The organism is Enterobacter wuhouensis (genome assembly GCF_004331265.1).
Classification (GTDB): Bacteria; Pseudomonadota; Gammaproteobacteria; order Enterobacterales; family Enterobacteriaceae; genus Enterobacter; species Enterobacter wuhouensis.
The window spans coordinates 679,534-705,049 of record NZ_SJOO01000002.1; the positions used below are offsets into that span (position 1 = coordinate 679,534).

The following is a 25,516-nucleotide window of genomic DNA, read 5'->3' on the forward strand; positions in this document are numbered from 1 at the left end:
GGGCATGGGCGGAGAGGGTTACCTGACCACGGCATGCATTACCGGTGTGACGGCACCATAATCATTAATGTTTCGATATGAAATTGTATTATCGGTCGTGGCAGGAAGCGGCATCCTGATGCTCCCTCGGGGAGCCACCATGGTGTCCGGCAACTTGTGCCCTCCGATATTTATCTGTGCAAGCGTGATATAATATGGCGTCGGGTTAACCACCTCCAGCGACTTACCGTCCCGGCGAAAACTCAGGGCAGACGGCGCCTTATCTACGGAAGGGGTGAGTCCTTCAGGGCGAACGAAAAGCTTGATGCGGGTAATTGCTGCCAGCATCAGTAAATTTTTATTCTCGCCATCTTTTTTATCCATTGCAGGTATTGCTTTAGTATTAAAGTAATAAAGTGTTTCCCGGTCAGCCTTTACGGGGACACCGACATACATCAGGCGAAGAGTATTTTCATTACCCGGGCCGCTGACATACAACGGAGGTGTAACGATAAAGTCTGCTGTTTTTCGGCCGTCAGACTGCTCTGTCCAGGACTGCACCATAAAGCTGGATTTTGGTGACGTATTTCTCACTGAAACGGCCACTTGTTTTTGTCCTGCGGGATAAACAATCCGCGTACCATCCAGGGTGATGCCTCCGGCAAAAGCCAGAAACGGCGTTATCATTACTGACGAAGCCAGTGCTGCGTAAACGAACTGACGAGATAAAAAACCAGGCATAGATGCTCCGCGACTGAAAAATGATGTCCCTGCCTGCAGACAGGCAGGGACAGTGATTACTGATAGTTCATCAGAAACTCAATACTGGAATTAGCCGAGCCGGCAACCGCACCATCTGCAGTGGCGACGTACTCTGCACTGAAGGGGATTTCGTTATATCCATCGGTGATTTTTTGTGCTGTACTGGCTGTGCTGCCGTCAACCTTCAGCGATTTTCCGTTCTGGAGGATTTGGATCCCTACATTCCGGGCAGTGTTCGTGGTATCCCCTGCGCCGTCGGCTGCAGCCTGAAGCGCCAGAGTGGAATCGTCCCCTGTCGTTGTTCCTTTGAACGTTACAGAAGCCGCGGTATAGTTTGCCGCTTTGGTCGGGTCATCTTTATCGGTCGATGCCAGCTTACAGCCAACCAGTTTTATGACAAACGGAACTGCAGAGCTTGTATCACCTTTGGTGACCAGGCGATTTGTCGGCACCTGCCCCAGGCGGACCGTCAGTCCATCGGTATCGTTGTCCACAGCGCAAGGAGACGCTTTGATGGAGCCGGTAAAGTTAATTTTACCGCCATCGACAGTGATAGGATTTGGCGTGGTCGTATCTTCTGCTGCGAAAGAAGCAAATGCCGCCGACAGCAATACCGGCATAAGTGAGGCCATAATAATTTTTTTCATGCTATTACCTTTTTCCTGCAATAAAACCACACGCTGATTGCAACGTGCAGCACCTGTGAAGTATCAGAACACTAAATCACGTCCTGATATTCAGCTTAAAAACTTTTCAATAATCCATAGTTGTTAAAGTAATCAGGTTCTCCAGTTTTTTCAGTCCCATTTTTACGGCGATTCTCTTTCGATATCCATATACCGTTTTAGGATGCTTACCCAGTGATCTGGCTATTATGCTTATACTTTTCCCCGCCATAAATCCGTCCAGGATAACCACTTCAACCCAGGACAAACAAGGTAGACGAGACATACTGGAGATTAATCCTTTTATTCCGTTAAGACTGGACAACCATTCGACCGAGAAGTCTAGTGTTCTGTCTGCTTCAATGACCGTTGAAACAAACCAAAAATGGTGATAATAGAAAATAGCGAGCGGGAGAAGTTTTTTACTTGACACAAGAACACATTTTCCCCAGCAATGCTCAAGAGCAAAATCGTATGTCGATATTGGGTTAAGTATGCGCTCATCAAAGTCTATAAATTTATAGTCAGTATAACTTTCCCGGATTTTCAGTTGTCTGGCGATTTCTCTGGTTCCGAAGGTAAAACACAGCTGACGCAATGAGGCTTGCTTCTCTACTTCAGGAACACTGTCCATATCTCTTTCCATGAGAAGATGTCTATCTTTCACTGAGTTACAACCTAATCATCATCTGTTTTCTGATGCGGCGTATTTTTACACACTAACAAACGATCGTCAAAACTGATCAAGAGCAATTAACCAATAGTCAATAGCTATCAAAAATAACGATATCGATCGATTATCTGAATAACCAAATGAGGGTATTAAATAAAAAACCTTACAAAACATATAAGTAATATAAGTTTCTATAGAAACTATTTTTCTTTTAACAAAATTTGATTTTCATATAAATTTTAACTAGACACATTTTGTTTCACTTTCGCAGGTTGTACATAGCGATTATAAACGAACCATAAACGTTAACCTTCACCAAGATTAATTTCCATTTAGCTCAAGCAAAACCGGATGATTGTCAAATAGTTTTTAGAAGACAATATCAAGAGTTTTCTTTCAGCGGATCCGAAAAGTCACTTCTATCTTCCATGATAAAATCTGTTCTATACCCATCATATCCGGGTACTAAATTGATACTGGAGAAGATCGAATAAATTAAAAAGAATGCCTTAGTAAAAAGAATATTCTTACTTAGTCTCCATGCAAAATTTCAAGACTATCCTTATGAAAGATTAATTGTCCGTTAGATGTAACTCGGTTAACAATTCACGTTCGTTAAGGTCTGATGACATTTTTTGCGCATTGCACTAAAAAGACAGCAGGTTCGATCTCAGTTTTACTTTATTGGTTTAGAATCCGGCTCAGGTTTTCTGATTTTAATAAGGGGTTGCTCTGGCGGCGGTTGTGCTGTTTCAGATGCCATTCATGGCATGAGTAAAGGATATAGGGGTTACTTATGCTGGCTCCATGGGAAAAGTTATGGATCAGGGATTAGGTCCGGGCTTCACCAGAATAAACAATGACAATTATCAGGGGCAGGGCAGGGCAAGGGCAAGGTGCATATGGGATGGCACGTCTGCTGGCAAGCCACAAAATTGAGGCCGATGTATTCGTCTCCATCACCCCGGGACCGATGCAGATCCTCAAAGATGCCGGGCAGATAGATGAGGCGGTCCCGGTCGCCAGTATCAGCATGGTGGTCGCTTACAGCCCTGAGGATAACATGCGACGCAGTTTGAACAGGCCAGCAGTAAGAAAGACGGCTCGTGGCTGACTTGCTGGCGCAGAAAGATGTCTCATTCGGCCGCACCGATCCTTATGTCGATCCAAAAGGCCAGAATATTGTCTTCAGCCTGATGCTGGCTGAAAAGTATTACAACATGCCGGGTATCGCCGATGAGATTTTTGGCTCGCTGCAGAACTCAAGGAAGGAGGTCTGCTCGCCCGTCTGGAAAGCGGTCAGGTGGACGCAGCAGCAGGATACAAGATGAAGTTCACTCAGTTCATTTGCCGTATGTCGCGCTGCCGGATGAAATCAACCTCAGCAATCCGGCAATGACGAAACAGTGGTATGAAACCGTCAGTTTCACCATTAAAGACAGCAATGGCCGGGATCAGGTAGTCCACACTCAACCAATGGTGCTTTATGCGGCAGTGCTGAAAGACGCACAAGATGGTGTGGAACAGGGTCAAAAGTTCGTATCGTTTATGCAAAGCGCCGAGGGGCAGAAACTGTTCAAAGCGTTTGGCCACGCCGAACCTAAAGGAGACAGCTTATACGCCCGCTAAGAAAACCGGGCTGGGTGGCGGGATGGTTATCTGTAACGGCTCGCAATCGAAAACAGTCGGACTCGCAATCAGCGCAAATTTTGGCTCACATTAACTGCAAATCAAAAACACCCCCGGCTCACATTAAATGATAATGGACTCGCATTTATCCTGCCCGACTCGCAATCCAGTCCGCCGGGATCACAATAACTGCAAATCAACATCGTCATATCGGCAAACCGACCGCCAGCATTCTGTCACGCAGCTCGGCTGTGCGGGCAGGGTCTAACTGATTGTTAAATAATGCCCTGATTTCAGCAGGTTTTGCATCGAACTGCTCCACCATGTCCTTCAGGCGGTAACCATGCCGCGTGAGCGTTGGTTCCAGGTCATCCAGTTGACGTGACAGCACGGATTCAACCAGCGTGGCGGTAATCGGTTTTTCACCTGTCTGGTATCCTGCTTCCATCGCCAGCGTCAGGTGTAACTGGACCTGCAACGGTGTTCGCAGTTTCATCGCCAGCAGATCAACTGCTTCGGTCGTCAGAATATCTTCCGGCTTACCCTTGCTGGTGCTGGTCTTCAGCAGCCACCGGATATATTCGCGCTGGCTGCCGGTGAGCCCGTCCAGCGTAAAAATATCAGTACGATACCCGATCTCCTCCATCGTCGGACGACGCAGGTCATTACGCAGTTTTGGGTGTCCGGCCAGAACGACAGACAGCCGACCGCCACCGTCTTCAACCACTTCCATCAACCGTTTGAGCCCCGTCAGTGTATGACCGTTCAGGTCATGAGCCTCATCAACAAACAGTGCAACCGGGCGCTTACCTTTTTTGACCAGTTCCTGCAGCTCACGCTCGCGGCGTTCACCCTGTTTAGGGATCTGCACCTGCTTATCCTGCGCCAGGTCGTAAAACAGGGCGTTAATCAGCGTGGCAAGACGGACGCTTTGTTTGTCCACCGACAGTGAACGGGCGACAATGATTTTGTTTTCATCCATCAGTTGCTGCTGCAGGCGTCGCAGGGTGACGGTTTTACCGCTGGCCCATTACATGGCGAAGGGAAGCAGTTTGAATGTGTTTGCGACGTGGATTAACTGACCTAATAAGGTGAAGACCTTTGATAATCAGCGAAATGCAACGCAAGCTTGCCACATGGGCAGCCACCAACCCGTCCCGACGGGTTGAACGGCTACTGCGTCTGATAACACAACCAGAATGGCTGGCTGAAGCGGCGCGGATCACACTTGCATCAAAGGGGGCGCATACCCCCGGCGTTGATGGTGTGAACAAAACAACGCTACAGGCCAGACTGGCTGCTGAGCTACAAATACGCAGGGATGAACTTCTCTCAGGTTGTTACCACCCTCTGCCAGTCAGACGGGTTTATATCCCCAAAAGCAACGGCAAACAGCGACTACTGGGTATCCCCACACTGCGAGATCGTATTGTTCAGCGGGCCATGCTGATGGTGATGGAGCCGATATGGGAGCGTGATTTTCATACCCTCTCGTATGGCTTCCGACCTGAACGCAGCGTCCATCACGCGATCCGCACGGTGAAGTTACAGCTTACCGATTGTAGGGAAACACGAGGACGCTGGGTGATTGAAGGCGACCTGTCCAGTTACTTTGACACCGTACATCATCGGCTGCTGATGAAGGCCGTCCGCCGCAGGATCAGTGACACACGCTTTATGAGCCTGTTGTGGAAAGCCATCAAGGCCGGGCACATTGATGTCGGTCTCTTTCGGGCGGCCAGAGAAGGCGTACCGCAGGGTGGCGTAATATCGCCGCTGCTGTCGAATATCATGCTCAATGAGTTCGATCAGTATCTGCATACGCGCTACCTGAGCGGGAAAGCCCGAAAGGATCGCTGGTACTGCAATAACAGCATCCAGCGAGACCGAAGCACCGCAGTCAGAGAAAACTGGCAATGGAAACCTGCTGTAGCGTACTGCCGGTATGCCGATGACTTCGTGCTTATCGTCAAAGGCACCAAAGCACAGGCAGAAGCCATCAGGGAGGAGTGTCGGGGTGTGCTTGAAGACAGCCTGAAACTCAGGCTGAACAACGGGCCGTTTTGCTGGTTGATACTGGTTTTGTCATGAGTAATCACCTCTGGTTGAGAGTTTACTCACTTAGTCGCGTGTCCACTATTGGCGGGTAAGATCAAATGGCGCTCTGGCGCAGATTGAAGTGCTTATGCAACAACTGGACGATGTTTCGATGCTGACCCGCAGTATCGGGGGAAAAACCGCGCTGGACTGGGCTATGAAGCAGGATTTCCGTTGCGGCTGCTGGTTGATGGATAAACCAGAAGCGGCGATGAAAGCTATTACCCGTAATCTCGATCGCAGCATATGGCGAGACCTGATGAAGAAGTCGGGCATGCTTTCGCTCATGGATGCTCAGGCTCGTGAGCAGTGGTACAACAGCCTGGAAAAGGACGATATTCCCGCTGTCAGTGAAGCCAATATCCTCAGTACGTTTGAGCAGTTGCACCAGAGCAAAGGCGAGGTGTTTGAGCGTGGGGGGATCAACGTGTTTAAAGGGCTGAGCTGGGATTTTAAGAGCAATAGCCCATGTAAGTTCGGGAAAAAGATCATCGTTACGGGACTGGTCAAATGTGATCGGTGGGGATTTGGGCTTAACTGGGGTTGGCAACGTGATCGGCTTGCAGACCTTGAACGCATGCTGATGCTTCTTGATGGCAAACCGGTTCCCGACAACCGCACTGACATTACCCGTCGTCTCAGCGATCATATCCATGCTAACAGGCACAGTAACTGTTATGAGGATGAGATGTTTGCAATCAAATACTTTCAGAAGGGAACCGCGCATATCACGTTTAAGCGACCGGAACTGGTCGACAAACTGAATGACATCATTGCCAGGCACTATCCGGGAACACTGGCAGCAAGGTAGAGTTGATTATCATTGATGAAAATCACTTACACCAGCACTTACATAGGAAAATTTGTTGGTGTAAAAAAGACAGAATTACATCGTAACTATATGAATTTAATGATGCCGATAATAGGAGTCGAACCTACGACCTTCGCATTACGAATGCGCTGCTCTACCAACTGAGCTATATCGGCCCTGAGAGGCCGGTTACGAGCGTAACCACGGGGCAAAAGGTTAGATCTAACCGGGTGATGCGTCAATGCCCTTTTGATTCAAACGGCTATTTTTGCATCACCCGCGTTTTATTTACGCACGAATCGTATCGTCGCCGAAGCCGATCCACTTGTAGGTGGTCAGTGCTTCCAGCCCCATCGGACCGCGCGCGTGCAGTTTTTGCGTGCTGACCGCCACTTCTGCTCCCAGACCGAACTGGCCGCCGTCGGTGAAGCGGGTGGAGGCGTTCACGTACACCGCGGATGAATCCACTTCGTTCACGAAGCGATCGGCATTGCGAAGGGTACGCGTCAAAATCGCGTCAGAGTGCTGCGTGCCGTGTTCACGAATGTGCGCAATAGCGTCATCGAGATCGGCAACCACCTTCACGTTCAAGTCCAGCGACAGGAATTCATCGTCATACTGCTCGGCTTTAACGGGAACCACGTTTGCCGGGCCGTCCTGAAGCAGCGCGAGCGCGTTGGCATCAGCATGCAGCGTCACGCCGCTCTCCGCCATCTGCTTGCTCAGCGCAGGCAGGAAGGCGTTCGCGATACCCTGATGCACCAGCAGCGTTTCTACCGTATTGCAGGTGCTCGGACGCTGGGTTTTGGCGTTCACGATAATCTTCAGCGCCGATTCAATCTCAGCGGTGTCATCCACCACGATATGGCACACGCCGATTCCGCCGGTGATCACCGGTATCGTCGACTGTTCGCGGCACAGCTTGTGCAAGCCCGCGCCGCCGCGTGGGATCAGCATGTCGATATATTTGTCCATGCGCAGCATCTCGTTCACCAGCGCACGGTCGGGGCTTTCAATCGCCTGCACGGCGCCCGCAGGCAGACCACACTCTTCCAGCGCCTGCTGGATGACGTTCACCGTCGCGGCGTTGGTGCGCCAGGTCTCTTTCCCACCGCGCAGAATGGCGGCGTTGCCGGTTTTCAGGCACAGGGAGGCGACGTCAACGGTCACGTTTGGACGCGCTTCGTAAATGACGCCAATCACGCCGAGCGGCACGCGGCGACGCTCCAGACGTAAGCCGCTGTCGAGCAGCCCACCGTCAATCACCTGCCCTACCGGGTCAGCGAGGCTGCAGACCTGACGAACATCGTCGGCAATGCCTTTCAGGCGCGCAGGATTCAGCGCCAGACGGTCAAGCATCGCTTCGCTCAGGCCGTTGCGGCGGGCTTCCAGCAGATCCTGCTCGTTGGCGAGCAGGATCTGCTCGGACTGTGATTCCAGATAATCAGCGATTTTTTCCAGCACGCGGTTTTTCTCACGGCTGGAAAGGAGCGCCAGTTTGTAAGAGGCGGCCTTCGCGGCGGCGCCCATTTGTTCCAGCATGTTCTGGCTCCTTAACGAATAATCATGTCATCGCGATGCACGGCAACCGGGCCGTACTCATAGCCCAGAATGGCGTCGATTTGCTGCGAGTGATGGCCCGCGATGCGGCGCAGCGCGTCGCTGTTATAGCGGCTCACGCCGTGGGCAATATCCCGGCCTTCGAGGTTACGTATACGAATCACTTCACCACGCGAGAAGTTGCCTGTCACGCTTTTAATTCCTTTTGGAAGCAATGAGCTTCCTCTTTCCAGAATTGCGGCGGTGGCGCCTTCGTCCACGGTGAGCTCGCCTGCCGGAGGCGCACCGAAAATCCAGCGCTTGCGGTTTTCCAGCGGGGATTCCTGGGCGTGGAAGCGCGTGCCCACAGAGATGCCTTCCATCACGTCGCCAATCACGCCCGGGCGGCTGCCCGCCGCAATGATGGTGTCGATGCCGGCGCGACAGGCCACGTCGGCGGCCTGCAGCTTAGTGCCCATTCCGCCGGTGCCGAGGCCAGACACGCTGTCGCCCGCGACGGCGCGCAGCGCATCGTCGATGCCGTGAACGTCGGTAATCAGTTCCGCTTCAGGGTTGGAGCGCGGATCGGCGGTGAACAGCCCCTGCTGGTCGGTGAGGAGCAGTAATTTATCCGCACCCGCCAGAATGGCCGCCAGCGCGGAGAGATTGTCGTTGTCGCCCACTTTGATTTCAGCGGTGGCGACGGCATCGTTCTCGTTAATCACTGGAACAATGTTGTTGTCGAGCAGCGCACGCAGCGTATCGCGCGCGTTCAGGAAGCGCTCTCTGTCTTCCATGTCCGCGCGCGTCAGCAGCATCTGCCCGACGTGAATGCCATAGATGGAGAACAGCTGTTCCCAGAGTTGAATGAGACGGCTTTGTCCCACGGCGGCCAGCAGCTGCTTGGAGGCGATCGTCGCGGGGAGTTCGGGGTAGCCCAGATGTTCACGCCCGGCGGCAATCGCCCCGGAGGTCACGATAACGATACGATGCCCTGCGGCATGCAGCTGAGCGCACTGGCGTACAAGCTCAACAATGTGGGCGCGATTTAGGCGGCGCGATCCGCCTGTTAACACACTGGTACCGAGTTTTACCACCAGCGTCTGGCTATCACTCATGATTCTCTGCCGTTCAACAATAAGGGAAAATGATGTTAATCAGACGTTTTAACAGGTGTGAGCCTCGTTGCCAACTGCCTTAACAGTTCGCGAAACACTTTGTTGCGCGGGATCAGGAAGCGTAGCGGCAGACGTTGACACTTTTATTACCGAAATAATAAATCACAGTTTTTTAAAATTATTCTTAGATTGTCATAAAACTTTCATTCCAGAACGATAAAACCCTTCCTGTTTTTTCACGGGACTTAAGCATGAGCTTATCGTCCAGCGAATTTTTAGCGCGTATATAACACTCAGGATTGAAAATGAAAAAGAGTACTCTGGCATTAGTGGTAATGGGCGTGGTGGCTTCCGCATATGTTCACGCAGCTGAAGTTTATAATAAAAACGGGAATAAACTGGACGTGTACGGCAAAGTTAAAGCAATGCACTACATCAGTGATGATGATTCTAAAGACGGTGACCAGACTTACGTGCGTTTTGGCTTTAAAGGCGAAACGCAGATTAACGATCGGCTGACCGGCTATGGCCGTTGGGAAGCGGAGTTTTCCGGCAACAAGGCCGAGAGCGACTCCTCACAGAAAACCCGTCTCGCGTTTGCGGGTCTGAAACTCAAAGATTTTGGCTCCCTGGACTACGGTCGTAACCTGGGCGCACTGTATGACGTGGAAGCATGGACCGATATGTTCCCGGAATTCGGCGGCGACTCTTCCGCGCAGACCGATAACTTCATGACCAAGCGTTCCACCGGCCTGGCGACCTACCGTAACACTGACTTCTTCGGCGCTATCGACGGTCTGGACATGACCCTGCAGTATCAGGGTAAAAACGAAAACCGCGACGCCAAAAAACAGAACGGCGACGGTTTTGGTACTTCTCTGACCTATGATTTCGGCGGCAGCGATTTCGCTATCAGTGGCGCATACACCAACTCTGACCGCACCAACGATCAGAACCTGCTGGCACGCGGTGAAGGCAAGAAAGCGGAAGCCTGGGCAACCGGTCTGAAATATGACGCGAACGATGTTTACCTGGCGGCAATGTATTCTGAAACCCGTAATATGACCCCAATTTCAGGTGGTTTTGCAAATAAAGCGCAGAACTTCGAAGTGGTAGCGCAATATCAGTTTGACTTTGGCCTGCGTCCATCCCTGGGCTACGTTCAGTCCAAAGGCAAGGATATCGAAGGTATCGGTGATGAAGATCTCGTGAAATACATCGACGTGGGCGCGACCTATTATTTCAACAAAAATATGTCTGCGTTTGTTGATTATAAAATTAACCAGATCGATGACGATAATAAGCTGGGCGTGAGCAGCGATGACATCGTCGCGCTGGGTGTGACGTACCAGTTCTAATCGTATGGAAATAAAAAAACCGGCTCGATGCCGGTTTTTTTTATTGTCGGGGATAAATGCGGTCTGGTGCCCTCACCCCGGCCCTCTCCCACAGGGAGAGGGGGAAGACCATCAGGCCGTCAGCTTAACCGCTTCGCTGGAAAAGTCATCCGCCGGTTCCAGCTTCAGATCCAGCGTTGCCAGCAAGGCGGTTGCCTTGCCGAGGTACTCTTTCAGCGTATGCTCCAGGCGGTCGATCACTTCCTGATCTTTGATCGGTGCAGCTTGCCAGTTCCCGTCTTTATTGAACAGGCCAAACTGGTAGCTATAGGTAAAGCGTTTTTCCTGTGCTTCCATTTCCATCCACCAGCCCCAAAACTCACGTTTTTCAGGTGCTGGCTTCACGTTGACGCAAACAGCCAGGCAGTCGAAAAAAAAGCGATTCTCTTCACACTGCTCTTCTCGAATATACGGGCCAAGAGCCATGAACTTCTTAATCAGTCTACTTTTCGGGTGTCCACTCGGTAACGTCATTGCGATCTCCTTTTGTGAAGCCACTGTTTTACCAAACCATCAAAATTTAGCAAACTATTAACACAATCTCTGAGCGATCCAGCGGGTAATCTCCCGTAACGCCTTGTCAAAATTCTGATACACCGGGCTGAACGGCACTTCGAGCAGTTTGCCATCCGCAGATGACGAAGTGATTAAGCGCGATTCTTCCTCCGGACTGAAAGGATCGTTCTTCCAGAAGCCTGACAGCATCGGCGTCGGGCACCGGCGCCCCAGCAACCCCTGGGTTTTTAACGAGTAGCGGTTAAGTTCAATACGCAGCGCTTCGTCTGATGCATCATGCATGCCAAGGCGGCTCGCCAGCACGTCCAGGTACATTTCCGGCACGCTCCCCTGGCGGGCCGGATCGCTGAGCAGGGCATGTACCACCGGGCCAAGACAGGCCACCGCTTTCAGGCGGGATGACTCAAGGTAAGCCAGACGCACCGCGACGTTTGCACCGAAGCGGAAACCAAACGCCGCCACGCGGGTATGGTCGACCCAGGGGATATTTTCCAGCGCTTTTAGCGCATGCTGGTGCAGCAGGCTCGAATCCTGAGTCAGCTTCCACTTCGACGAGAAACCAATAGAAGGCATGTCGAGCGTCAGCATCGCGATCCCTTTTGGTGCGAAATAGCGCTCATACAGGCTGTAATAGTCAATCTGCAGCGAATCCAGCCCACCGCACATCAGCACCGTCGGGAACGGGCCGTCGCCTTCAGGCATATGCAGGAACCCGGTGACGGGTGCACCGCCCGGTATCGTGAACTCAAGCTCGCGCATCTGGCCCGGCAGACGCTGCGCCGCCTCTTCATAGGCACGATTTGCCAGCGCCTGAGCCTGCTCTGCAAGTTCGTCCCCTTTCAGATGCGGGTAAGCAGCAATGGCGTAAAGATTGGCCGCATGCAGCCAGTGCTTCCCGCTAATCGCAGCATCTTCTTCCTGGCTCGCCTTTTGCTGCCAGAGCATTGCCTGTTTAGACCATTCGTAAATCCAGTTGCCGCCGCGATAGCCCACCACCGTATCGTAAAGTTCGCTGTCGGTCCGTTCAGATTCGCTCATGACGATACGCGCCTGCACGTCGAGGATTTCACGCGGATCGATTCCGCGCCAGATCCACATCAGGCGGTTAATCATACGATACCAGTGGGGCACGTTTTTGCCGTCTAACGCTGACTGCACGGAAGGCATGATGCCAGGGTTAAACCGACGCACCAGCGTCGACGTTTCAGGGTGCTTGAAACGGGGTTTGAAGAGAGTCTCGGTGAGATTCGCCTGCGTCATTGCGTTGCCTCCATGGATACGTCAGATGAAGACTATTGTAACGCGCTGCAGGCTAAAAAGAACAACGCCCGGCATAGCCGGGCGTGTAAAGTTACGTACTGGTATTAGCGGCCTGAAATAGGCGGTACGAAGACCACGCCCATATCCCATGGCTGTTCAATCCAGGTATCCTGCGGGATATCAATCACGTAATCGTCAACCAGTGGGCGACCAGCAGGTTTGGCGAAGATCGTGACGAAGTGCGCTTTTGGATACATTTCGCGGATAGCCACCGCGGTGCCGCCGGTATCCACAAGGTCATCAATTACGATGAAGCCTTCACCGTCGCCTTCCGCGCGCTTCAGCACGGTCAGCTCACGCTGGTTGTCGTGGTCATAGCTGGAGATACATACGGTATCGACATGACGAATACCCAGCTCACGTGCCAGCAACGCCCCCGGTACCAGACCGCCACGGCTAACGGCAATAATGCCTTTCCACTGTTCGGAAGGCATCAGACGCGCAGCCAGTTTGCGTGCGTGAATCTGCAACATGTCCCAGGTGACGACGTATTTTTCGCTCATGTGAAGTGTCCCAGCCTGTTTATATACGGCTTAAAAAGTGTTCGAGGGGGAAATAGGTTGCGCGAGATTATAGAGATCTGACGCACTAAAAACCAGTGTTTAGCGCCCTGAGCCTGAGTTTTTACATGCTTTATGCTACCCGCCGCCGGAGAAAGTGGTATTCTCAGAGGCATCTCGCAAGCCTGTCTTGTGGTAACTATTAACCTGCTAACCCTGTGACCTGCAACACTGTTTTGCAGCGCCTCGACAAGGAGACTTATCGTGTCTGAACTGTCTCAGTTATCTCCACAGCCCCTGTGGGATATTTTTGCCAAAATCTGCTCTATTCCGCACCCTTCCTATCACGAAGAACAGCTCGCCGAACACATTATGGGTTGGGCAAAAGAAAAGGGCCTGCACGCCGAGCGCGACCAGGTTGGCAACATTCTGATCCGTAAACCTGCCACCGCAGGCATGGAAAACCGCAAACCGGTTGTCCTGCAGGCGCACCTGGACATGGTTCCGCAGAAAAACAACGACACCGTTCACGACTTCACCAAAGATCCTATCCAGCCGTACATCGACGGCGAGTGGGTGAAAGCGCGCGGCACGACCCTGGGCGCGGACAACGGCATCGGCATGGCTTCTGCCCTGGCGGTGCTGGCTGACGACGGCGTGGAGCACGGTCCGCTGGAAGTGCTTCTGACCATGACCGAAGAAGCGGGCATGGACGGCGCGTTCGGTCTGCAGGCGAACTGGCTGCAGGCGGATATCCTGATCAACACCGACTCCGAAGAAGAAGGTGAGATCTACATGGGCTGCGCGGGCGGGATCGACTTCATCTCCACCCTGCCGCTGTCCCGTGAAGCCATTCCTGCTGGCTTCGAGACCTTCAAGCTGACGCTGAAAGGGCTGAAGGGCGGCCACTCCGGCGGCGATATTCACCTGGGCCTGGGCAACGCAAACAAACTGCTGGCGCGCTTCCTGGCTGGCCACGCGGCCGAGCTGGATCTGCGCCTCGTGGATTTCAACGGCGGCACCCTGCGCAACGCGATCCCGCGTGAAGCCTTCGCCACCGTTGCCGTGCCTGCGGCAAAAGCGGACGAGCTGAAAAAACTCTCCAGCGTTTATCTCGACATCCTGAAAAACGAGCTGTCTGAGAAAGAGAAAAACCTGACCGTGGTGCTGGAATCCGTCTCCACGGATAAAGCGGCGCTGACCGCGCAGTCTCGCGACAGCTTTGTTCAGCTGCTGAACGCGACGCCAAACGGCGTAATCCGCAACTCTGACGTCGCGAAAGGCGTGGTCGAAACCTCGCTGAACGTGGGCGTGGTCACCATGGCTGACGACAGCGCAGAGATCATCTGCCTGATCCGTTCCCTGATCGACAGCGGTAAAGAGTACGTGGTGAGCATGCTGGAATCTCTGGGCACGCTGGCGGGCGCGAAAACGTCTGCAAAAGGCAGCTACCCGGGCTGGCAGCCGGATGCAACCTCTCCGGTCATGGCGCTGGTGCGCGAGACTTACCAGCGTCTGTTCAACAGCACGCCGAACATTCAGGTTATCCACGCGGGTCTGGAATGTGGTCTGTTCAAGAAGCCGTATCCGGACATGGACATGGTTTCTATCGGGCCAACCATTACCGGTCCGCACTCGCCGGATGAGCAGGTTCATATCGAAAGCGTCGGTCACTACTGGACGCTGCTGACTGAACTCCTGAAGGCGATCCCGGTTAAGTAATGCCCTCACCCCAGCCCTCTCCCTGTGGGAGAGGGTGAACTCACCTGCTTTTTTACAATCCCAATACCAGCTGTCGCTCTAGCTGCGGATCCAGCAGCGTGACGTGTAATCCCACCAGCCTGACCCCTCGCCCGCCTCGTCTTTCTTCCCATGCTTTTTTCGCCGTCGCAATAAGATCGTCTTTATTCAGACGCGGCCAGACGTGTTCCTGCGTGGTCTGCTGGAAGTCGTTGAATTTTAATTTGATACCCTGACGGGCAATGAGAAGGTCCGGCTTCACCTTGATTAAGCGTCGTTCCAGCTCAGGGTAAAGCTGTTCCGTGATAATGGTTTCGCAGTCCGCCCAGTCATGAATGTCTTCGATGAGGGTTCGCTCAACCCCAACGGACTTCCGCAGCCGTTCGTTGTTAACGTCACGATCGTCAATGCCCTGGCTGCGCTCCCACAGCACGCGGCCAAACTTCCCAAACCGCTTGAGCAGCATGGCGAGATCGCTTCGCTGCACGTCTTCGCAGGTGCGTAACCCCATGCTTTCAAGCTTTGCGGCGGAGACTTTACCCACCCCGGGAATTTTGCCAAGCGGCAGCGTTTTTAAGAATGCAGGCACCTCTTCCGGCGTGATGACGTACTGACCGTTGGGCTTATTTAAATCGGAGGCGATTTTGGCGAGAAACTTCACCGGCGCCACACCCGCAGACGCCGTCAGATTCAGCTCGTTGAAAATCGTCTGGCGGATCTCCTGCGCCATCAGCGTGGCGGAGCCGTGGCAGTGCACGCTGTCGGTCACATCAAGATAGGCTTCGTCCAGAGACAGCGGTTCAATCAGGGAAGTGTAACGAGAGAAAATCTCACGAATATGCACGGAGGCTTCTTTGTAGGCCTCGAAGCGGCCAGGTAAAAGCGTGAGATGGGGGCAGAGTTTCAGCGCCGTCGCCGTCGGCATCGCGCTGCGCACGCCAAATTTGCGCGCGGGATAGTTGGCGGTGCTGATCACACCACGCTGAACGCGGCTGCCGCCAATGGCGATGGGAATATCCCGCAGCGCCGGGTTGTCACGCATCTCCACTGCGGCAAAAAAGCAGTCCATATCGACATGGATTATTTTGCGCATCGGTCACACCACCACATGTATTTATATACAGTATAACAAAAGGCGAAAAATGCGTCAGCTGTTTTCATGTCTCACATTTGTCATAAAAAGATGTTACATGTAATCAAAATAAAAGCTTTATATACATACACTTAATAAATAAATGGAGAATATTTATTCATGAAGAAAATCATTTCGTTTTCATTATTTTTCCTGGCGAGCGCAGCATTAGCCAATCCGGAGATCGTTGCGCATCGAGGCGGCACTGCCGATGCGCCTGAAAATACTCTTCCGGCAATCAAGCTGGCGCTTGAGAACCAGGCGCAGGTGATTTGGGTTACCGTTCAGTTAAGCCGGGATGGGGTTCCGGTGCTGTATCGCCCAAGCGACCTGAAAGCGTTAACCGATCAGCAAGGAAAAGTGTCGCAATATTCATTTGCGGAGCTGGCTAAGGTGGATACCAGCGTCAAGTGGAAGGATAAGGGACTGCCGGAAAACCTGCTTCACACTTCGATACCTACGCTGAAATCGGTGCTGACGACCTGGCCCGATACGCGATTTTTTATTGATATCAAATCCCCTGATGCCGATCCGAGCACGATGGGTAAGCGGCTGCTTGACGTATTGAAAGAAACCAACAGTCTGAATCGGGTCCGCATCTATTCAACAGAAGATCGTTACCTGGAAGCATTACCCGCCGAAATCCCTCGCTTTGTTACCCGCAGCGAAACGCGCACGCGTCTGGCCAATATTTCGTTAAGCCACGAATGCCTTCCACCCTCCCAAAAAATGAATGAGTACTGGTACGGACTGGAGTTAAACAGAAAGGTCGAAGTGGTCGAGAAATTTACCTTAGGTGAAGGCATCTCCCCTGCAACCTTAACCTGGGATAAAGAAGCCGTTGATTGCTTCCGCTCCCAGGGCAATGCGCATTTGATTTTTATCGGCGTGAACTCTGATGAAGATTATCAGAAAGCCAGGGCGTTGGGTGCTGAAGGGGTACTGGTGGATTCACCCGCGAAAGCGAAAAGCTGGGCAAAATAAGCAACAAAGGCCGCAGGACGCGGCCTTTCTATTAGATAATTCTATTTTGCAGACGCTGCTGCTCGCGTGCCATTTTTTTTCTGCGGGCATCGCAGGGCTCCGGGCAGTCGCAGACCTTTTCCATCCCAATGGAGGAAATACCGCCGCAGCTGCCCTGAATGCTTTTCCGCTTAACGATCCAGCCTAACGACATGCCGAACACCACCAGCACAAACGCCACAAAGGTTGCCAGAAACGTCAGCATCATCAGCCTCCAAAATCATCGAGCATGATGTTCTCGTCTTCCACGCCGAGATCTTTAAGCATCTTAATCACGGCGGCGTTCATCATCGGCGGTCCACACATATAGAATTCGCAGTCTTCTGGCGCCGGGTGCTGCTTGAGGTAGTTTTCGTACAGCACGTTGTGGATGAAGCCCGTATAGCCCGTCCAGTTATCTTCCGGCTGCGGATCGGAGAGCGCCACGTGGAAGGTAAAATTCGGATTCTCACGCGCCAGCTGTTCAAATTCATCGTCATAGAACATTTCGCGCAGCGAGCGCGCGCCGTACCAGAAGCTGATTTTACGCTTGCTGCCAAGCCTTTTGAGCTGGTCAAAAATGTGCGATCGCATCGGGGCCATACCGGCGCCGCCGCCGATAAAGACCATTTCCGCGTCGGTATCTTTGGCAAAGAATTCGCCGAACGGGCCGGAGATCGTCACTTTGTCGCCAGGCTTGAGGGACCAGATATACGATGACATCACGCCCGGTGGCGCATCCGGCACGTTAGGCGGCGGCGTGGCGATACGCACGTTGAGCATGATAATGCCCTTCTCTTCCGGGTAGTTAGCCATTGAGTAAGCGCGCAGCGTTGGCTCTTTCACGTCTGAGACAAAACGGAAAAGATTAAATTTATCCCAGTCCGCGCGGTATTCATCCGGCACGTCGAAGTCCGCGTAGGCCACGGTATGCTCAGGACACTCAATCTGAATATACCCGCCCGCACGGAACGGAACGCTCTCCCCTTCAGGAACGCGCAGCTTGAGCTCTTTAATGAAGGTGGCTTTGTTATCGTTAGAGATAACCTCGCACGCCCATTTTTTGACGCCGAAAATCTCTTCCGGCAGCTCAATCTTCATGTTCTGACGCACCGCAACCTGGCAGGCCAGACGGCATCCCTCTTTTGCCTCGCGCTTCGTGATATGCGCCAGCTCGGTTGGCAGGATATCACCGCCACCCTCTTTTACTTTTACGCGGCACTGTCCGCATGACCCGCCGCCGCCGCAGGCTGAGGAGACAAATATCCCGCTGCCGGAGAGCGTATTAAGCAGCTTGTCTCCGGCCGGAGCGCGGATCTGATTTTGCGGTTCATCGTTGATATCAATAATGACATCGCCGGAATTCACCAGCTTTGCGCGCGCGGCCAGGATCAGCCCCGACAGCACCAGTACAATCAGCGTGAACATCACCACGCCAAGAATGATTTCCATTAGTTAGCCCTTATAGCTGCACACCGGAGAAGGACATAAAACCTAATGCCATCAGCCCGGTGGTGATAAAGGTGATCCCTAAGCCGCGCAGACCCGCAGGCACGTTGGCGTATTTAATTTTTTCGCGTATCCCCGCCATGGTGACAATCGCCAGCATCCAGCCGATGCCGGAGCCAAAGCCATAGACGACGGATTCACTGAAGTTGTAATCGCGTTGAACCATAAACGAGACGCCGCCAAAGATGGCGCAGTTCACCGCGATCAGCGGCAGGAAGATCCCCAGCGCGTTGTAGAGCGACGGGAAATACTTGTCGAGGATCATCTCAAGTATCTGCACCAGGGCGGCAATCACACCAATAAAGGTGATGAAGTTCAGGAAGCTGAGATCAACGCCCTCCACCAGCGCGCCGTCCCGCAGAACGTAATTGAACACCATGTTATTGATAGGCACGGAAAGCCCGAGCACGACCGTCACCGCCACGCCCAGACCAAATGCCGTCGACACCTTTTTGGATACCGCGAGGAAGGTACACATGCCCAGGAAGAACGCGAGCGCCATGTTTTCAACAAACACCGCGCGCACAAATAAACTCAGGTAATGAGCCATTGTCGGTTACTCCTTTTCCTGCTGCTCAGGCTTCAACGTACGAATCAGCCAGATCAGCAAACCGATAATGAAAAATGCGCTTGGCGCCAGCAGGAACAGACCGTTTGGCAAATACCAACCGCCATTCTGCACCGTATCCAGCACCGGGATGCCAAACAGCTTGCCGCTGCCAATCAGCTCGCGCAGGAAGCCTACCGTCAGCAGGATCACGCCGTAACCGAGGCCGTTGCCGATACCGTCCATAAAGCTCGCCAGCGGCGGCATCTTCATGGCATAGGCTTCTGCCCGCCCCATCACAATACAGTTGGTGATGATCAGGCCAACAAACACCGAGAGCTGTTTTGAGGTTTCGTAGGCAAACGCGCGCAGCAGCTGATCCACCACGATCACCAGCGAGGCGATGATCGCCATCTGCACGATGATCCTCACGCTGTTCGGGATGTGGTGGCGGATCATGGAGATAAACATGCTGGAAAACGCTGTAACCAGCGTTACCGCCAGCGTCATCACGACCGCCGTTTCCAGCTTGGTTGTTACCGCCAGCGCCGAGCACACGCCCAGCACCTGCAGAGTTATCGGGTTATTGGCTAACAGTGGGCCAATGAGCACCTTTTTGACTTCTTTCAGTTCACCCGCATCAGCCATTGTTTAGCGCTCTTTCACGTACGTTTTTCAGGAAAGGACCAAAGCCCAACTCGCCCATCCAGAAGTCAAAACTGTGCTGCACCCCGTTAGAGGTGAGCGTTGCCCCTGAAAGTCCGTCTACGGCGTAGTCGTCGCCCGGACGCGCGGCCCCTTTCATCACCCTCAACGCGGGCTGGCCGTTGTCGTCGAGCACCTTCTTGCCGACAAACTGCGCACGCCAGTTAGGGTTTTCCACTTCGCCACCCAGTCCCGGGGTTTCACCCTGGTCATAATACGTAATGCCTTTGACCGTACGGCCATCGGTATCCAGCGCCACGAAGGCGTACATCATCGACCATAGCCCGTTGCCGTAGATGGGCAAAACCACCTCCTGCACGCGCTTCTGTTCGTCGCGGACCAGGTAGATCTCCGCGAAATTGCTGCGGCGCTTAATCCCCGCAGGATCCTGTGATGCATCCAGCACGGTGCTCATCTGCGGATCTTTTAGCGCCTGCGCCTGGTTATATTTCGCAGGGTCTTTGTCCAGCAGTTCACCGGTTTTTAAATCCACCAGCCGTGCGGAGATGCGTTCGGCAAACACGTCTGCAACGTCATCCTTCGTCATGCCTTCCTGCATCAGCCCGGCGACGGCGAGGATATTGCGCTGTTTATCCAGCGCGCGCTGTTCCTGCTGCAGCGGCTTTAACCCCACGGCAGAGCCCGCCACCACGATAGAACAGACCAGGCAAAGCACCAGCACCACCAGCAGCGTTTTGCCGATGCTGTCGTTCGATTTAATTTCAGCCACGCGCCTTCCTCCGCTTAATGTTGGCACGCACGACCAGATAGTCGAACAGCGGCGCAAACAGGTTGGCAAATAAAATGGCCAACATCATCCCTTCCGGATACGCCGGGTTGACCACGCGGATCAGGACGCACATCACGCCAATGAGCACCCCGTAGCTCCATTTACCTTTATCGGTAAACGAGGCTGAGACCGGGTCAGTCGCCATAAACATCATGCCGAAGGCAAAGCCGCCGAGAACCAGATGCCAGTACCAGGGCATGGAGAACATCGGGTTGGTATCTGAACCTATGAGGTTGAACAGCGTGGCGGTGAGCACCATGCCCACCATAACGCCCGCCACGATGCGCCAGGAGGCCACGCGCCCAAACAGAATGATCGCGCCGCCAATCAAGATCATCAGCGTAGAAACTTCCCCGATGGAGCCAGGGATGTTGCCGATAAAGGCGTCAAACCAGGTAACGGGCTGGCCCGTCGCGTTGTTCACCAGCGTTTCGCCGCCGTGGGCCGCCCACTGCGAAAGCGGCGTTGCGCCTGAGAAGCCGTCCGCTGCCGTCCACACCAGGTCACCGGAGATCTGCGCCGGATACGCAAAGAACAGGAAGGCACGCCCCGCCAGCGCCGGGTTGAGGAAGTTACGCCCGGTGCCGCCGAAGATCTCTTTAGCAATCACCACGCCAAAGCTGATCCCCATCGCCGCCTGCCAGAGCGGCAGCGTCGGTGGGACAATCAGCGCAAACAGAATCGAGGTGACAAAAAAGCCTTCGTTGATCTCATGCTTGCGAATGATGGCGAACAGCACTTCCCAGAAGCCGCCCACGATAAAGACGGTGATGTAGATCGGAAGGAAGAAGACCGCACCCAGCGTCATCATGCTTATCCAGCCCGCATCGGCGCTAAAGCTTACGCCCAGGGACTGCGCCAGACGATAGTGCCAGTCAGACTGAATCACCTGCGCCAGCTGCTGCGCATCGTACATATGGTGCAGCGCCGGAATGGTCTGCAGGCCGACGTTGTACATGCCCCAGAACATGGCCGGGAAGACCGCAAACCAGACCAGAATCATCATTCGCTTCAGGTCGATGGCGTCGCGAACGTGTGCCGCCCCTTTCGTCACCAGCCCCGGCGTGTAGAAGATCGTCGTTGTCGCTTCGTAGAGCGGGTAATACTTCTTCAGTTTGCCTTCGGTAAAGTGCGGCTCAATTTTTTCAAAGAGGTGTTTTAAGCCCATCAGTTATCCTTCCTGCTCAATGCGGGTTAACACCTCGCGCAATACCGGTCCGTATTCGTATTTCCCCGGACAGACATAGGTACAGAGCGCCAAATCTTCTTCGTCCAGCTCAAGGCAGCCCAGCGCCTGCGCGCCGTCGGTATCTCCTGCCAGCAGATCGCGCAGCAGGACGGTCGGCAGAATATCCAGCGGCATCACGCGCTCGTAGTTGCCAATGGGAACCATGGCGCGCTCACCGCCGTGGGTGCTGGTGGAAAAGTTAAAGAGCTTATGGCGCAGGAAGTGCCCCAGCGTGGTGCGGGTCACGGAGTATTTTTCAGCACCGGGCAAAACCCAGCCGAACAGCTCTTTCTCGCGTCCTTCCTGAACGACGCTGACCTGAAGATGGAAGCGCCCCAGGTAAGCCTGCGGGCCAACAGCCTGGCGTCCACCAAGCACCGAGCCGGAAATCAGGCGGTTTTCACCTTCTTTTGTTTCACCGACCAGGAGTTCATTGATGTCCGCCCCCAGCAGCGTACGCACCAGACGCGGGTTTGCAGCCTGCGGTCCGCCAATGGCAACGACGCGCTCGGTGCACAATTCGCCGGTCGTAAAAAGCTTTCCGATGGCAATCACGTCCTGGTAATTAAGATGCCAGACCTGTTTCGTCAGGCTCACCGGTTCAAGGAAATGAATGTGGGTGCCAGCCAGCCCCGCCGGATGCGGGCCGGCGAAGGCGTTAAAGGTAACTTGCCCCTGAGGATGGCCGCCGAGCTTGCCGCCGCTCGCCTGGCAGACGTGTATTTTCCCTGCCGTCAGGCGCGTTAGCACCGTTAGCCCGGCATCAAAAGCCGCGCGCTGCGCCAGAATGACAGGCTCAGGATCGACACAGAGCGGATTCGTGTCGATAGCCGTAACGAAGATGGCGGCAGGTAACTCGCCGGGAACGGGGGTCTTGCTAAAGGGACGCGTGCGAAATGCCGTCCACAAGCCGGAGTCCAGCAACTGTGCCTGCACGGTATCCCGGCTGAGCGTCGCGATATCCGCCACATCGAAACTGGCAAACTCGCGCTGCTCATCGCCTTCAATGCGGATAACAACCGATTGAAGAACGCGGCGTTCACCACGGTTGATTGCCGCTACGGTGCCGCAGGCAGGTGCGGTAAACATGACGCCGGGATTTTTTTTATCCTCGAAGAGCGCCTGTCCTTTAACGACGCGATCGCCCTCCTGTACCAGCATTGAAGGGCGCATTCCCACGTAATCGCTACCTAAAAGAGCAACATGGCAAATGCTTGCGCCCGTCGAAACGTGCTGTTCAGGCACGCCAGCGATCGGCAGGTCTAGTCCTTTTCTGATTTTAAACATGTGGTTAGCAAGTTTCCATGAACAACAATCCAGAGGAGGTGAAGTTTACCATTTCACTCTCTTTCCGGGCAGGGAAACCGCCGTTGCAGACACCGAAATGCGAGCCATTACGCAAAGTTCCTGGAGTCAAGGCAATTTGGATCGGTTATAAAGTAAAACTAATGTGTAAACCCAAAGGTTGGCTCTTGCGAAAATCTTTATCGGTGCTAATGTGAGCGCTCCTGTCCAGATTTATCTGATTTCGGGTCTCTTTTGCCGTCCTGGCAAGTTGGTCATAGTTTTATCAAGGAACTCGTAGTATGCGTAAAATCGCATTGTTCATTGCGATGCTTCTGATTCCGTGTGTGTCGTTTGCCGGGCTGCTCAGCAGCAACAGCTCCACCACGCCGATCAGCAAAGAATATAAGCAACAGTTAATGGGATCGCCGGTTTATATTCAAATCTTCAAGGAAGAGCGCACACTCGACCTGTTTGTGAAAATGGGTGAGACATATCAGCTGCTCGACAGCTATAAAATATGTAACTACTCCGGCGGGCTGGGGCCAAAACAGCGCCAGGGCGACTTCAAAAGCCCGGAAGGGTTTTACAACGTTCAGCGTAGCCAGTTAAAACCTGACAGCCGCTTCTATAAAGCGATTAACATCGGCTTTCCGAATGCCTTTGACCGCGCCCATGGCTATGAAGGTAAATACCTGATGATCCACGGTGCCTGCGTGTCTGTCGGCTGTTACGCGATGACGGACTCGGGTATTGATGAGATCTTCCAGTTTGTGACCGGCGCGCTGGTATTCGGCCAGCCTAACGTACAGGTCAGCATCTATCCGTTCCGCATGACCGATGCCAACATGGCGCGTCACAAGTACTCGTACTACGCGGATTTCTGGAAACAGCTGAAGCCGGGCTATGACTACTTTGAGCAGACCCACAAGCCGCCAGTCGTCTCTATCGTCGATGGTCGTTACGTGGTCAGCAAGCCGCTGAGCCACGAAGTCGTCCACCCGCAGCTGGCGTCAAATTACACGGTCCCCGAGACAAAATAACACCCACTCGCCTGGCATAATCTTTTGCCAGGTTTCGTTGCCCGTCAGCGGCTGCGTTGCAATGACTGTGACCACATCGTTCGGTGTGGTCTCTTTCTGAAAGTCTATTTCCACATCCTGATCCAGCAGCGTCGCAACGCCAAACGGCGCACGCCGGGTGATCCAGAACAGATTCGTCGAACAGAACGCCATCACATAGCGGCCGTCCGAGAGCAGCATGTTAAACACGCCTTTTTCACGCAGTTCAGATGCCAGCGTCGCGATGTATTTGAATACGGCGGCCATGTTGCCCGGCGTGCGGGGATAGCGCTCCGTCAGCTTGTGCAGCAGCCAGCAGAAGGCTTTTTCGCTGTCCGTTTCGCCGACCGGGCGGAAGTTTCCCGTTTCCAGTGACTTATAGCCCGTAAGCTGCCCGTTGTGCGCGTAGGTCCAGTTACGGCCCCACAGTTCACGGGTAAACGGATGGGTATTCTCCAGCGCCACTTCGCCACGGTTTGCCTGGCGGATGTGGGCGATCACCGAGCGGGACTTGATGGGGTAGTCCTGCACCAGTTTGGCAATCGGTGAGTTAAAGCTGGGCTGTGGATCTTTGAACGTGCGACACCCTTTGCCTTCGTAGAAGGTGATGCCCCAGCCGTCTTTATGCGGCCCGGTTCCTCCCCCGCGCTGAACCAGCCCGGTGAAGCTAAAGCAGATATCGGTTGGCACATTGGCGCTCATCCCGAGCAGTTCGCACATAAAACACCTCCACAACAGCGGGGGGCACCGGTGCCCCCCAGCGAAGTCTTACTTAACCATCTCTTTTTCGATCAGCTGGATCAGGATGTGGATCACTTTGATGTGAATTTCCTGAATACGGTCAGCATAACCGAAGTGCGGAACGCGAATTTCGACATCCGCCGTACCGTCCATCTTACCGCCATCTTTACCGGTCAGGGTGATGACTTTCATCCCCTTCTCACGCGCGGCGGCGATCGCCTTGATCACGTTGCCGGAGTTACCGGAGGTAGAAATCCCCAGCAGCACGTCACCTTCACGGCCTACCGCCTCAACGTAGCGGGAAAAGATGTGGTCGTAACCGAAGTCGTTGCCTACGCAGGAGATGTGGCTCACGTCGGAAATCGCAATCGCCGGGTAGCCCGGACGGTTTTCGCGATAGCGTCCGGTTAGCTCTTCGGCGAAGTGCATCGCATCACAGTGGGAACCGCCGTTACCGCAGGAGAGCACTTTGCCCCCCGCTTTGAAGCTGTCGGCCAGCAGGACCGCCGCGCGCTGAATAGCGTGAATATTGGCATCATCTTTCAGAAAATTAGCCAGCGTTTCCGCCGCTTCGTTCAGTTCGTTACGAATAAGATCCTGGTACATGAGGATAATCCTTCAGTATTGATGAAATAACTCAGTGGAGTGTACCGGATAGCGGGAAAAGCGAGAAGCTAAAGCCATGCGAATCGTCCGGCGTTTTGATTTTTTGTGCCGGCTAAAACGCGAACAATGTGAACCAGGTTGTAATTATTTTGTAAACACATTGCT

General features: G+C 53.6%; 22 protein-coding genes, 1 tRNA gene and 4 pseudogenes. 7 read left to right on the plus strand and 20 right to left on the minus strand.

Annotated features, from left to right (window positions below):
• Positions 1–18: 18 nt before the first annotated feature.
• The 3 genes from E0L20_RS07325 to E0L20_RS07335 all read right to left on the minus strand — a co-directional run bounded on the left by E0L20_RS07325 (position 19) and on the right by E0L20_RS07335 (position 2,040).
• Positions 19–720, minus strand: a complete 702-nt coding sequence (locus tag E0L20_RS07325; protein WP_131633373.1) for a fimbria/pilus periplasmic chaperone — start codon at positions 718–720, stop codon at positions 19–21.
• A gap of 56 nt (positions 721–776) precedes the next feature.
• Positions 777–1,388: a fimbrial protein gene (locus tag E0L20_RS07330; protein WP_131633374.1), complete on the minus strand. Its 612-nt coding sequence runs from the start codon at positions 1,386–1,388 to the stop codon at positions 777–779.
• 106 nt (positions 1,389–1,494) lie between these two features.
• Entirely contained in the window at positions 1,495–2,040 is a 546-nt protein-coding gene (locus E0L20_RS07335) for a LuxR C-terminal-related transcriptional regulator (RefSeq protein WP_165500692.1), read from the minus strand.
• Between the two features lie 795 nt (positions 2,041–2,835).
• Between E0L20_RS07335 and E0L20_RS07340 the strand changes: the two are divergent.
• Positions 2,836–3,708 (plus strand): annotated as a pseudogene (locus E0L20_RS07340) (extracellular solute-binding protein).
• 205 nt (positions 3,709–3,913) lie between these two features.
• Here the strand turns inward: E0L20_RS07340 and E0L20_RS07345 are convergent.
• Positions 3,914–4,732: pseudogene (locus tag E0L20_RS07345) on the minus strand (ExeA family protein); the annotation flags it as partial.
• Positions 4,733–4,824: 92 nt separating this feature from the next.
• Here E0L20_RS07345 and E0L20_RS07350 point away from each other — a divergent pair.
• Positions 4,825–5,760, plus strand: a pseudogene (locus tag E0L20_RS07350) (reverse transcriptase domain-containing protein); the annotation flags it as partial.
• 103 nt (positions 5,761–5,863) lie between these two features.
• Positions 5,864–6,616: pseudogene (locus E0L20_RS07355) on the plus strand (DUF4942 domain-containing protein); the annotation flags it as partial.
• Between the two features lie 103 nt (positions 6,617–6,719).
• Here the strand turns inward: E0L20_RS07355 and E0L20_RS07360 are convergent.
• The 3 genes from E0L20_RS07360 to proB all read right to left on the minus strand — a co-directional run bounded on the left by E0L20_RS07360 (position 6,720) and on the right by proB (position 9,273).
• Positions 6,720–6,792: transfer RNA gene (locus E0L20_RS07360), tRNA-Thr, on the minus strand.
• A gap of 112 nt (positions 6,793–6,904) precedes the next feature.
• Positions 6,905–8,158 (minus strand): glutamate-5-semialdehyde dehydrogenase, encoded by a 1,254-nt coding sequence (gene proA / locus E0L20_RS07365; protein ID WP_131633376.1) that lies wholly within the window; start codon positions 8,156–8,158, stop codon positions 6,905–6,907.
• 11 nt (positions 8,159–8,169) lie between these two features.
• Entirely contained in the window at positions 8,170–9,273 is a 1,104-nt protein-coding gene (gene proB, locus E0L20_RS07370; protein ID WP_131633377.1) for a glutamate 5-kinase, read from the minus strand.
• A 305-nt stretch (positions 9,274–9,578) separates the two neighbouring features.
• Here proB and phoE point away from each other — a divergent pair, with 305 nt between their 5' ends.
• Positions 9,579–10,631 (plus strand): phosphoporin PhoE, encoded by a 1,053-nt coding sequence (gene phoE / locus E0L20_RS07375; RefSeq protein ID WP_131633378.1) that lies wholly within the window; start codon positions 9,579–9,581, stop codon positions 10,629–10,631.
• Between the two features lie 111 nt (positions 10,632–10,742).
• On the opposite strand, the gene crl is transcribed toward phoE, so the two are convergent.
• The 3 genes from crl to gpt all read right to left on the minus strand — a co-directional run bounded on the left by crl (position 10,743) and on the right by gpt (position 13,009).
• A complete protein-coding gene (crl, locus tag E0L20_RS07380) occupies positions 10,743–11,144 on the minus strand; it encodes a sigma factor-binding protein Crl (protein ID WP_131633379.1) in 402 nt (133 codons plus the stop codon).
• 57 nt (positions 11,145–11,201) lie between these two features.
• Positions 11,202–12,446, minus strand: coding sequence for an esterase FrsA (gene frsA, locus E0L20_RS07385; RefSeq protein WP_131633380.1), 1,245 nt, complete (start codon positions 12,444–12,446; stop codon positions 11,202–11,204).
• Positions 12,447–12,550: 104 nt separating this feature from the next.
• The gene (gpt, locus tag E0L20_RS07390; RefSeq protein WP_010427903.1) at positions 12,551–13,009 is read right to left on the minus strand and encodes a xanthine phosphoribosyltransferase; all 459 of its coding nucleotides are present in this window, start codon (positions 13,007–13,009) and stop codon (positions 12,551–12,553) included.
• Between the two features lie 261 nt (positions 13,010–13,270).
• On the opposite strand from gpt, the gene pepD reads away from it, so the two are divergent.
• The gene (gene pepD / locus E0L20_RS07395) at positions 13,271–14,728 is read left to right on the plus strand and encodes a cytosol nonspecific dipeptidase (protein ID WP_131633381.1); all 1,458 of its coding nucleotides are present in this window, start codon (positions 13,271–13,273) and stop codon (positions 14,726–14,728) included.
• A gap of 52 nt (positions 14,729–14,780) precedes the next feature.
• On the opposite strand, the gene dinB is transcribed toward pepD, so the two are convergent.
• Positions 14,781–15,839 (minus strand): DNA polymerase IV, encoded by a 1,059-nt coding sequence (gene dinB / locus E0L20_RS07400; RefSeq protein WP_131633382.1) that lies wholly within the window; start codon positions 15,837–15,839, stop codon positions 14,781–14,783.
• Positions 15,840–15,998: 159 nt separating this feature from the next.
• Here dinB and E0L20_RS07405 point away from each other — a divergent pair, with 159 nt between their 5' ends.
• Positions 15,999–16,862 (plus strand): glycerophosphodiester phosphodiesterase family protein, encoded by an 864-nt coding sequence (locus E0L20_RS07405; protein WP_131633383.1) that lies wholly within the window; start codon positions 15,999–16,001, stop codon positions 16,860–16,862.
• Between the two features lie 31 nt (positions 16,863–16,893).
• Here the strand turns inward: E0L20_RS07405 and nqrM are convergent, their stop codons facing one another.
• The 7 genes from nqrM to E0L20_RS07440 are packed head-to-tail and all read right to left on the minus strand — an operon-like array spanning position 16,894 to position 22,946.
• Positions 16,894–17,109, minus strand: a complete 216-nt coding sequence (gene nqrM / locus E0L20_RS07410) for a (Na+)-NQR maturation NqrM (RefSeq protein ID WP_165500693.1) — start codon at positions 17,107–17,109, stop codon at positions 16,894–16,896.
• Positions 17,109–18,332, minus strand: a complete 1,224-nt coding sequence (gene nqrF / locus E0L20_RS07415; RefSeq protein ID WP_131633384.1) for an NADH:ubiquinone reductase (Na(+)-transporting) subunit F — start codon at positions 18,330–18,332, stop codon at positions 17,109–17,111. The genes nqrM and nqrF overlap by 1 nt, the downstream gene beginning before the upstream one ends.
• 10 nt (positions 18,333–18,342) lie before the next feature.
• Complete coding sequence (nqrE, locus tag E0L20_RS07420; protein WP_131633385.1) at positions 18,343–18,939, minus strand: NADH:ubiquinone reductase (Na(+)-transporting) subunit E; 597 nt, start codon at positions 18,937–18,939, stop codon at positions 18,343–18,345.
• Between the two features lie 6 nt (positions 18,940–18,945).
• Positions 18,946–19,584 carry an NADH:ubiquinone reductase (Na(+)-transporting) subunit D gene (locus E0L20_RS07425; protein WP_131633386.1) on the minus strand — a complete coding sequence of 213 codons (639 nt, stop codon included), beginning with the start codon at positions 19,582–19,584 and terminating at the stop codon, positions 18,946–18,948.
• Positions 19,577–20,371, minus strand: coding sequence for a Na(+)-translocating NADH-quinone reductase subunit C (locus tag E0L20_RS07430; protein ID WP_131633387.1), 795 nt, complete (start codon positions 20,369–20,371; stop codon positions 19,577–19,579). Before E0L20_RS07430 ends, E0L20_RS07425 begins: the two co-directional genes overlap by 8 nt.
• The gene (locus E0L20_RS07435; RefSeq protein ID WP_131633388.1) at positions 20,364–21,599 is read right to left on the minus strand and encodes an NADH:ubiquinone reductase (Na(+)-transporting) subunit B; all 1,236 of its coding nucleotides are present in this window, start codon (positions 21,597–21,599) and stop codon (positions 20,364–20,366) included. The genes E0L20_RS07430 and E0L20_RS07435 overlap by 8 nt, the downstream gene beginning before the upstream one ends.
• A gap of 3 nt (positions 21,600–21,602) precedes the next feature.
• Positions 21,603–22,946, minus strand: coding sequence for a Na(+)-translocating NADH-quinone reductase subunit A (locus E0L20_RS07440; RefSeq protein ID WP_131633389.1), 1,344 nt, complete (start codon positions 22,944–22,946; stop codon positions 21,603–21,605).
• Positions 22,947–23,245: 299 nt separating this feature from the next.
• On the opposite strand from E0L20_RS07440, the gene dpaA reads away from it, so the two are divergent.
• Entirely contained in the window at positions 23,246–23,986 is a 741-nt protein-coding gene (gene dpaA, locus E0L20_RS07445; protein WP_131633390.1) for a peptidoglycan meso-diaminopimelic acid protein amidase, read from the plus strand.
• Here dpaA and E0L20_RS07450 read toward each other — a convergent pair.
• Both E0L20_RS07450 and lpcA read right to left on the minus strand, forming a co-directional pair.
• A complete protein-coding gene (locus E0L20_RS07450) occupies positions 23,957–24,724 on the minus strand; it encodes a class II glutamine amidotransferase (protein WP_010427885.1) in 768 nt (255 codons plus the stop codon). The genes dpaA and E0L20_RS07450 overlap by 30 nt on opposite strands.
• A 48-nt stretch (positions 24,725–24,772) precedes the next feature.
• Positions 24,773–25,351 (minus strand): D-sedoheptulose 7-phosphate isomerase, encoded by a 579-nt coding sequence (gene lpcA / locus E0L20_RS07455; RefSeq protein WP_010427884.1) that lies wholly within the window; start codon positions 25,349–25,351, stop codon positions 24,773–24,775.
• Positions 25,352–25,516 lie beyond the last annotated feature (165 nt).

Coding starts and splice junctions, on each gene's coding strand:
- E0L20_RS07325 (WP_131633373.1), bottom strand. CDS start 720: ATGCCTGGTTTTTTATCTCGTCAGTTCGTTTACGCAGCACTGGCTTCG.
- E0L20_RS07330 (WP_131633374.1), bottom strand. CDS start 1,388: ATGAAAAAAATTATTATGGCCTCACTTATGCCGGTATTGCTGTCGGCG.
- E0L20_RS07335 (WP_165500692.1), bottom strand. CDS start 2,040: ATGGACAGTGTTCCTGAAGTAGAGAAGCAAGCCTCATTGCGTCAGCTG.
- proA (WP_131633376.1), bottom strand. CDS start 8,158: ATGCTGGAACAAATGGGCGCCGCCGCGAAGGCCGCCTCTTACAAACTG.
- proB (WP_131633377.1), bottom strand. CDS start 9,273: ATGAGTGATAGCCAGACGCTGGTGGTAAAACTCGGTACCAGTGTGTTA.
- phoE (WP_131633378.1), top strand. CDS start 9,579: ATGAAAAAGAGTACTCTGGCATTAGTGGTAATGGGCGTGGTGGCTTCC.
- crl (WP_131633379.1), bottom strand. CDS start 11,144: ATGACGTTACCGAGTGGACACCCGAAAAGTAGACTGATTAAGAAGTTC.
- frsA (WP_131633380.1), bottom strand. CDS start 12,446: ATGACGCAGGCGAATCTCACCGAGACTCTCTTCAAACCCCGTTTCAAG.
- gpt (WP_010427903.1), bottom strand. CDS start 13,009: ATGAGCGAAAAATACGTCGTCACCTGGGACATGTTGCAGATTCACGCA.
- dinB (WP_131633382.1), bottom strand. CDS start 15,839: ATGCGCAAAATAATCCATGTCGATATGGACTGCTTTTTTGCCGCAGTG.
- E0L20_RS07405 (WP_131633383.1), top strand. CDS start 15,999: ATGAAGAAAATCATTTCGTTTTCATTATTTTTCCTGGCGAGCGCAGCA.
- nqrM (WP_165500693.1), bottom strand. CDS start 17,109: ATGATGCTGACGTTTCTGGCAACCTTTGTGGCGTTTGTGCTGGTGGTG.
- nqrF (WP_131633384.1), bottom strand. CDS start 18,332: ATGGAAATCATTCTTGGCGTGGTGATGTTCACGCTGATTGTACTGGTG.
- nqrE (WP_131633385.1), bottom strand. CDS start 18,939: ATGGCTCATTACCTGAGTTTATTTGTGCGCGCGGTGTTTGTTGAAAAC.
- E0L20_RS07425 (WP_131633386.1), bottom strand. CDS start 19,584: ATGGCTGATGCGGGTGAACTGAAAGAAGTCAAAAAGGTGCTCATTGGC.
- E0L20_RS07435 (WP_131633388.1), bottom strand. CDS start 21,599: ATGGGCTTAAAACACCTCTTTGAAAAAATTGAGCCGCACTTTACCGAA.
- E0L20_RS07440 (WP_131633389.1), bottom strand. CDS start 22,946: ATGTTTAAAATCAGAAAAGGACTAGACCTGCCGATCGCTGGCGTGCCT.
- dpaA (WP_131633390.1), top strand. CDS start 23,246: ATGCGTAAAATCGCATTGTTCATTGCGATGCTTCTGATTCCGTGTGTG.
- E0L20_RS07450 (WP_010427885.1), bottom strand. CDS start 24,724: ATGTGCGAACTGCTCGGGATGAGCGCCAATGTGCCAACCGATATCTGC.
- lpcA (WP_010427884.1), bottom strand. CDS start 25,351: ATGTACCAGGATCTTATTCGTAACGAACTGAACGAAGCGGCGGAAACG.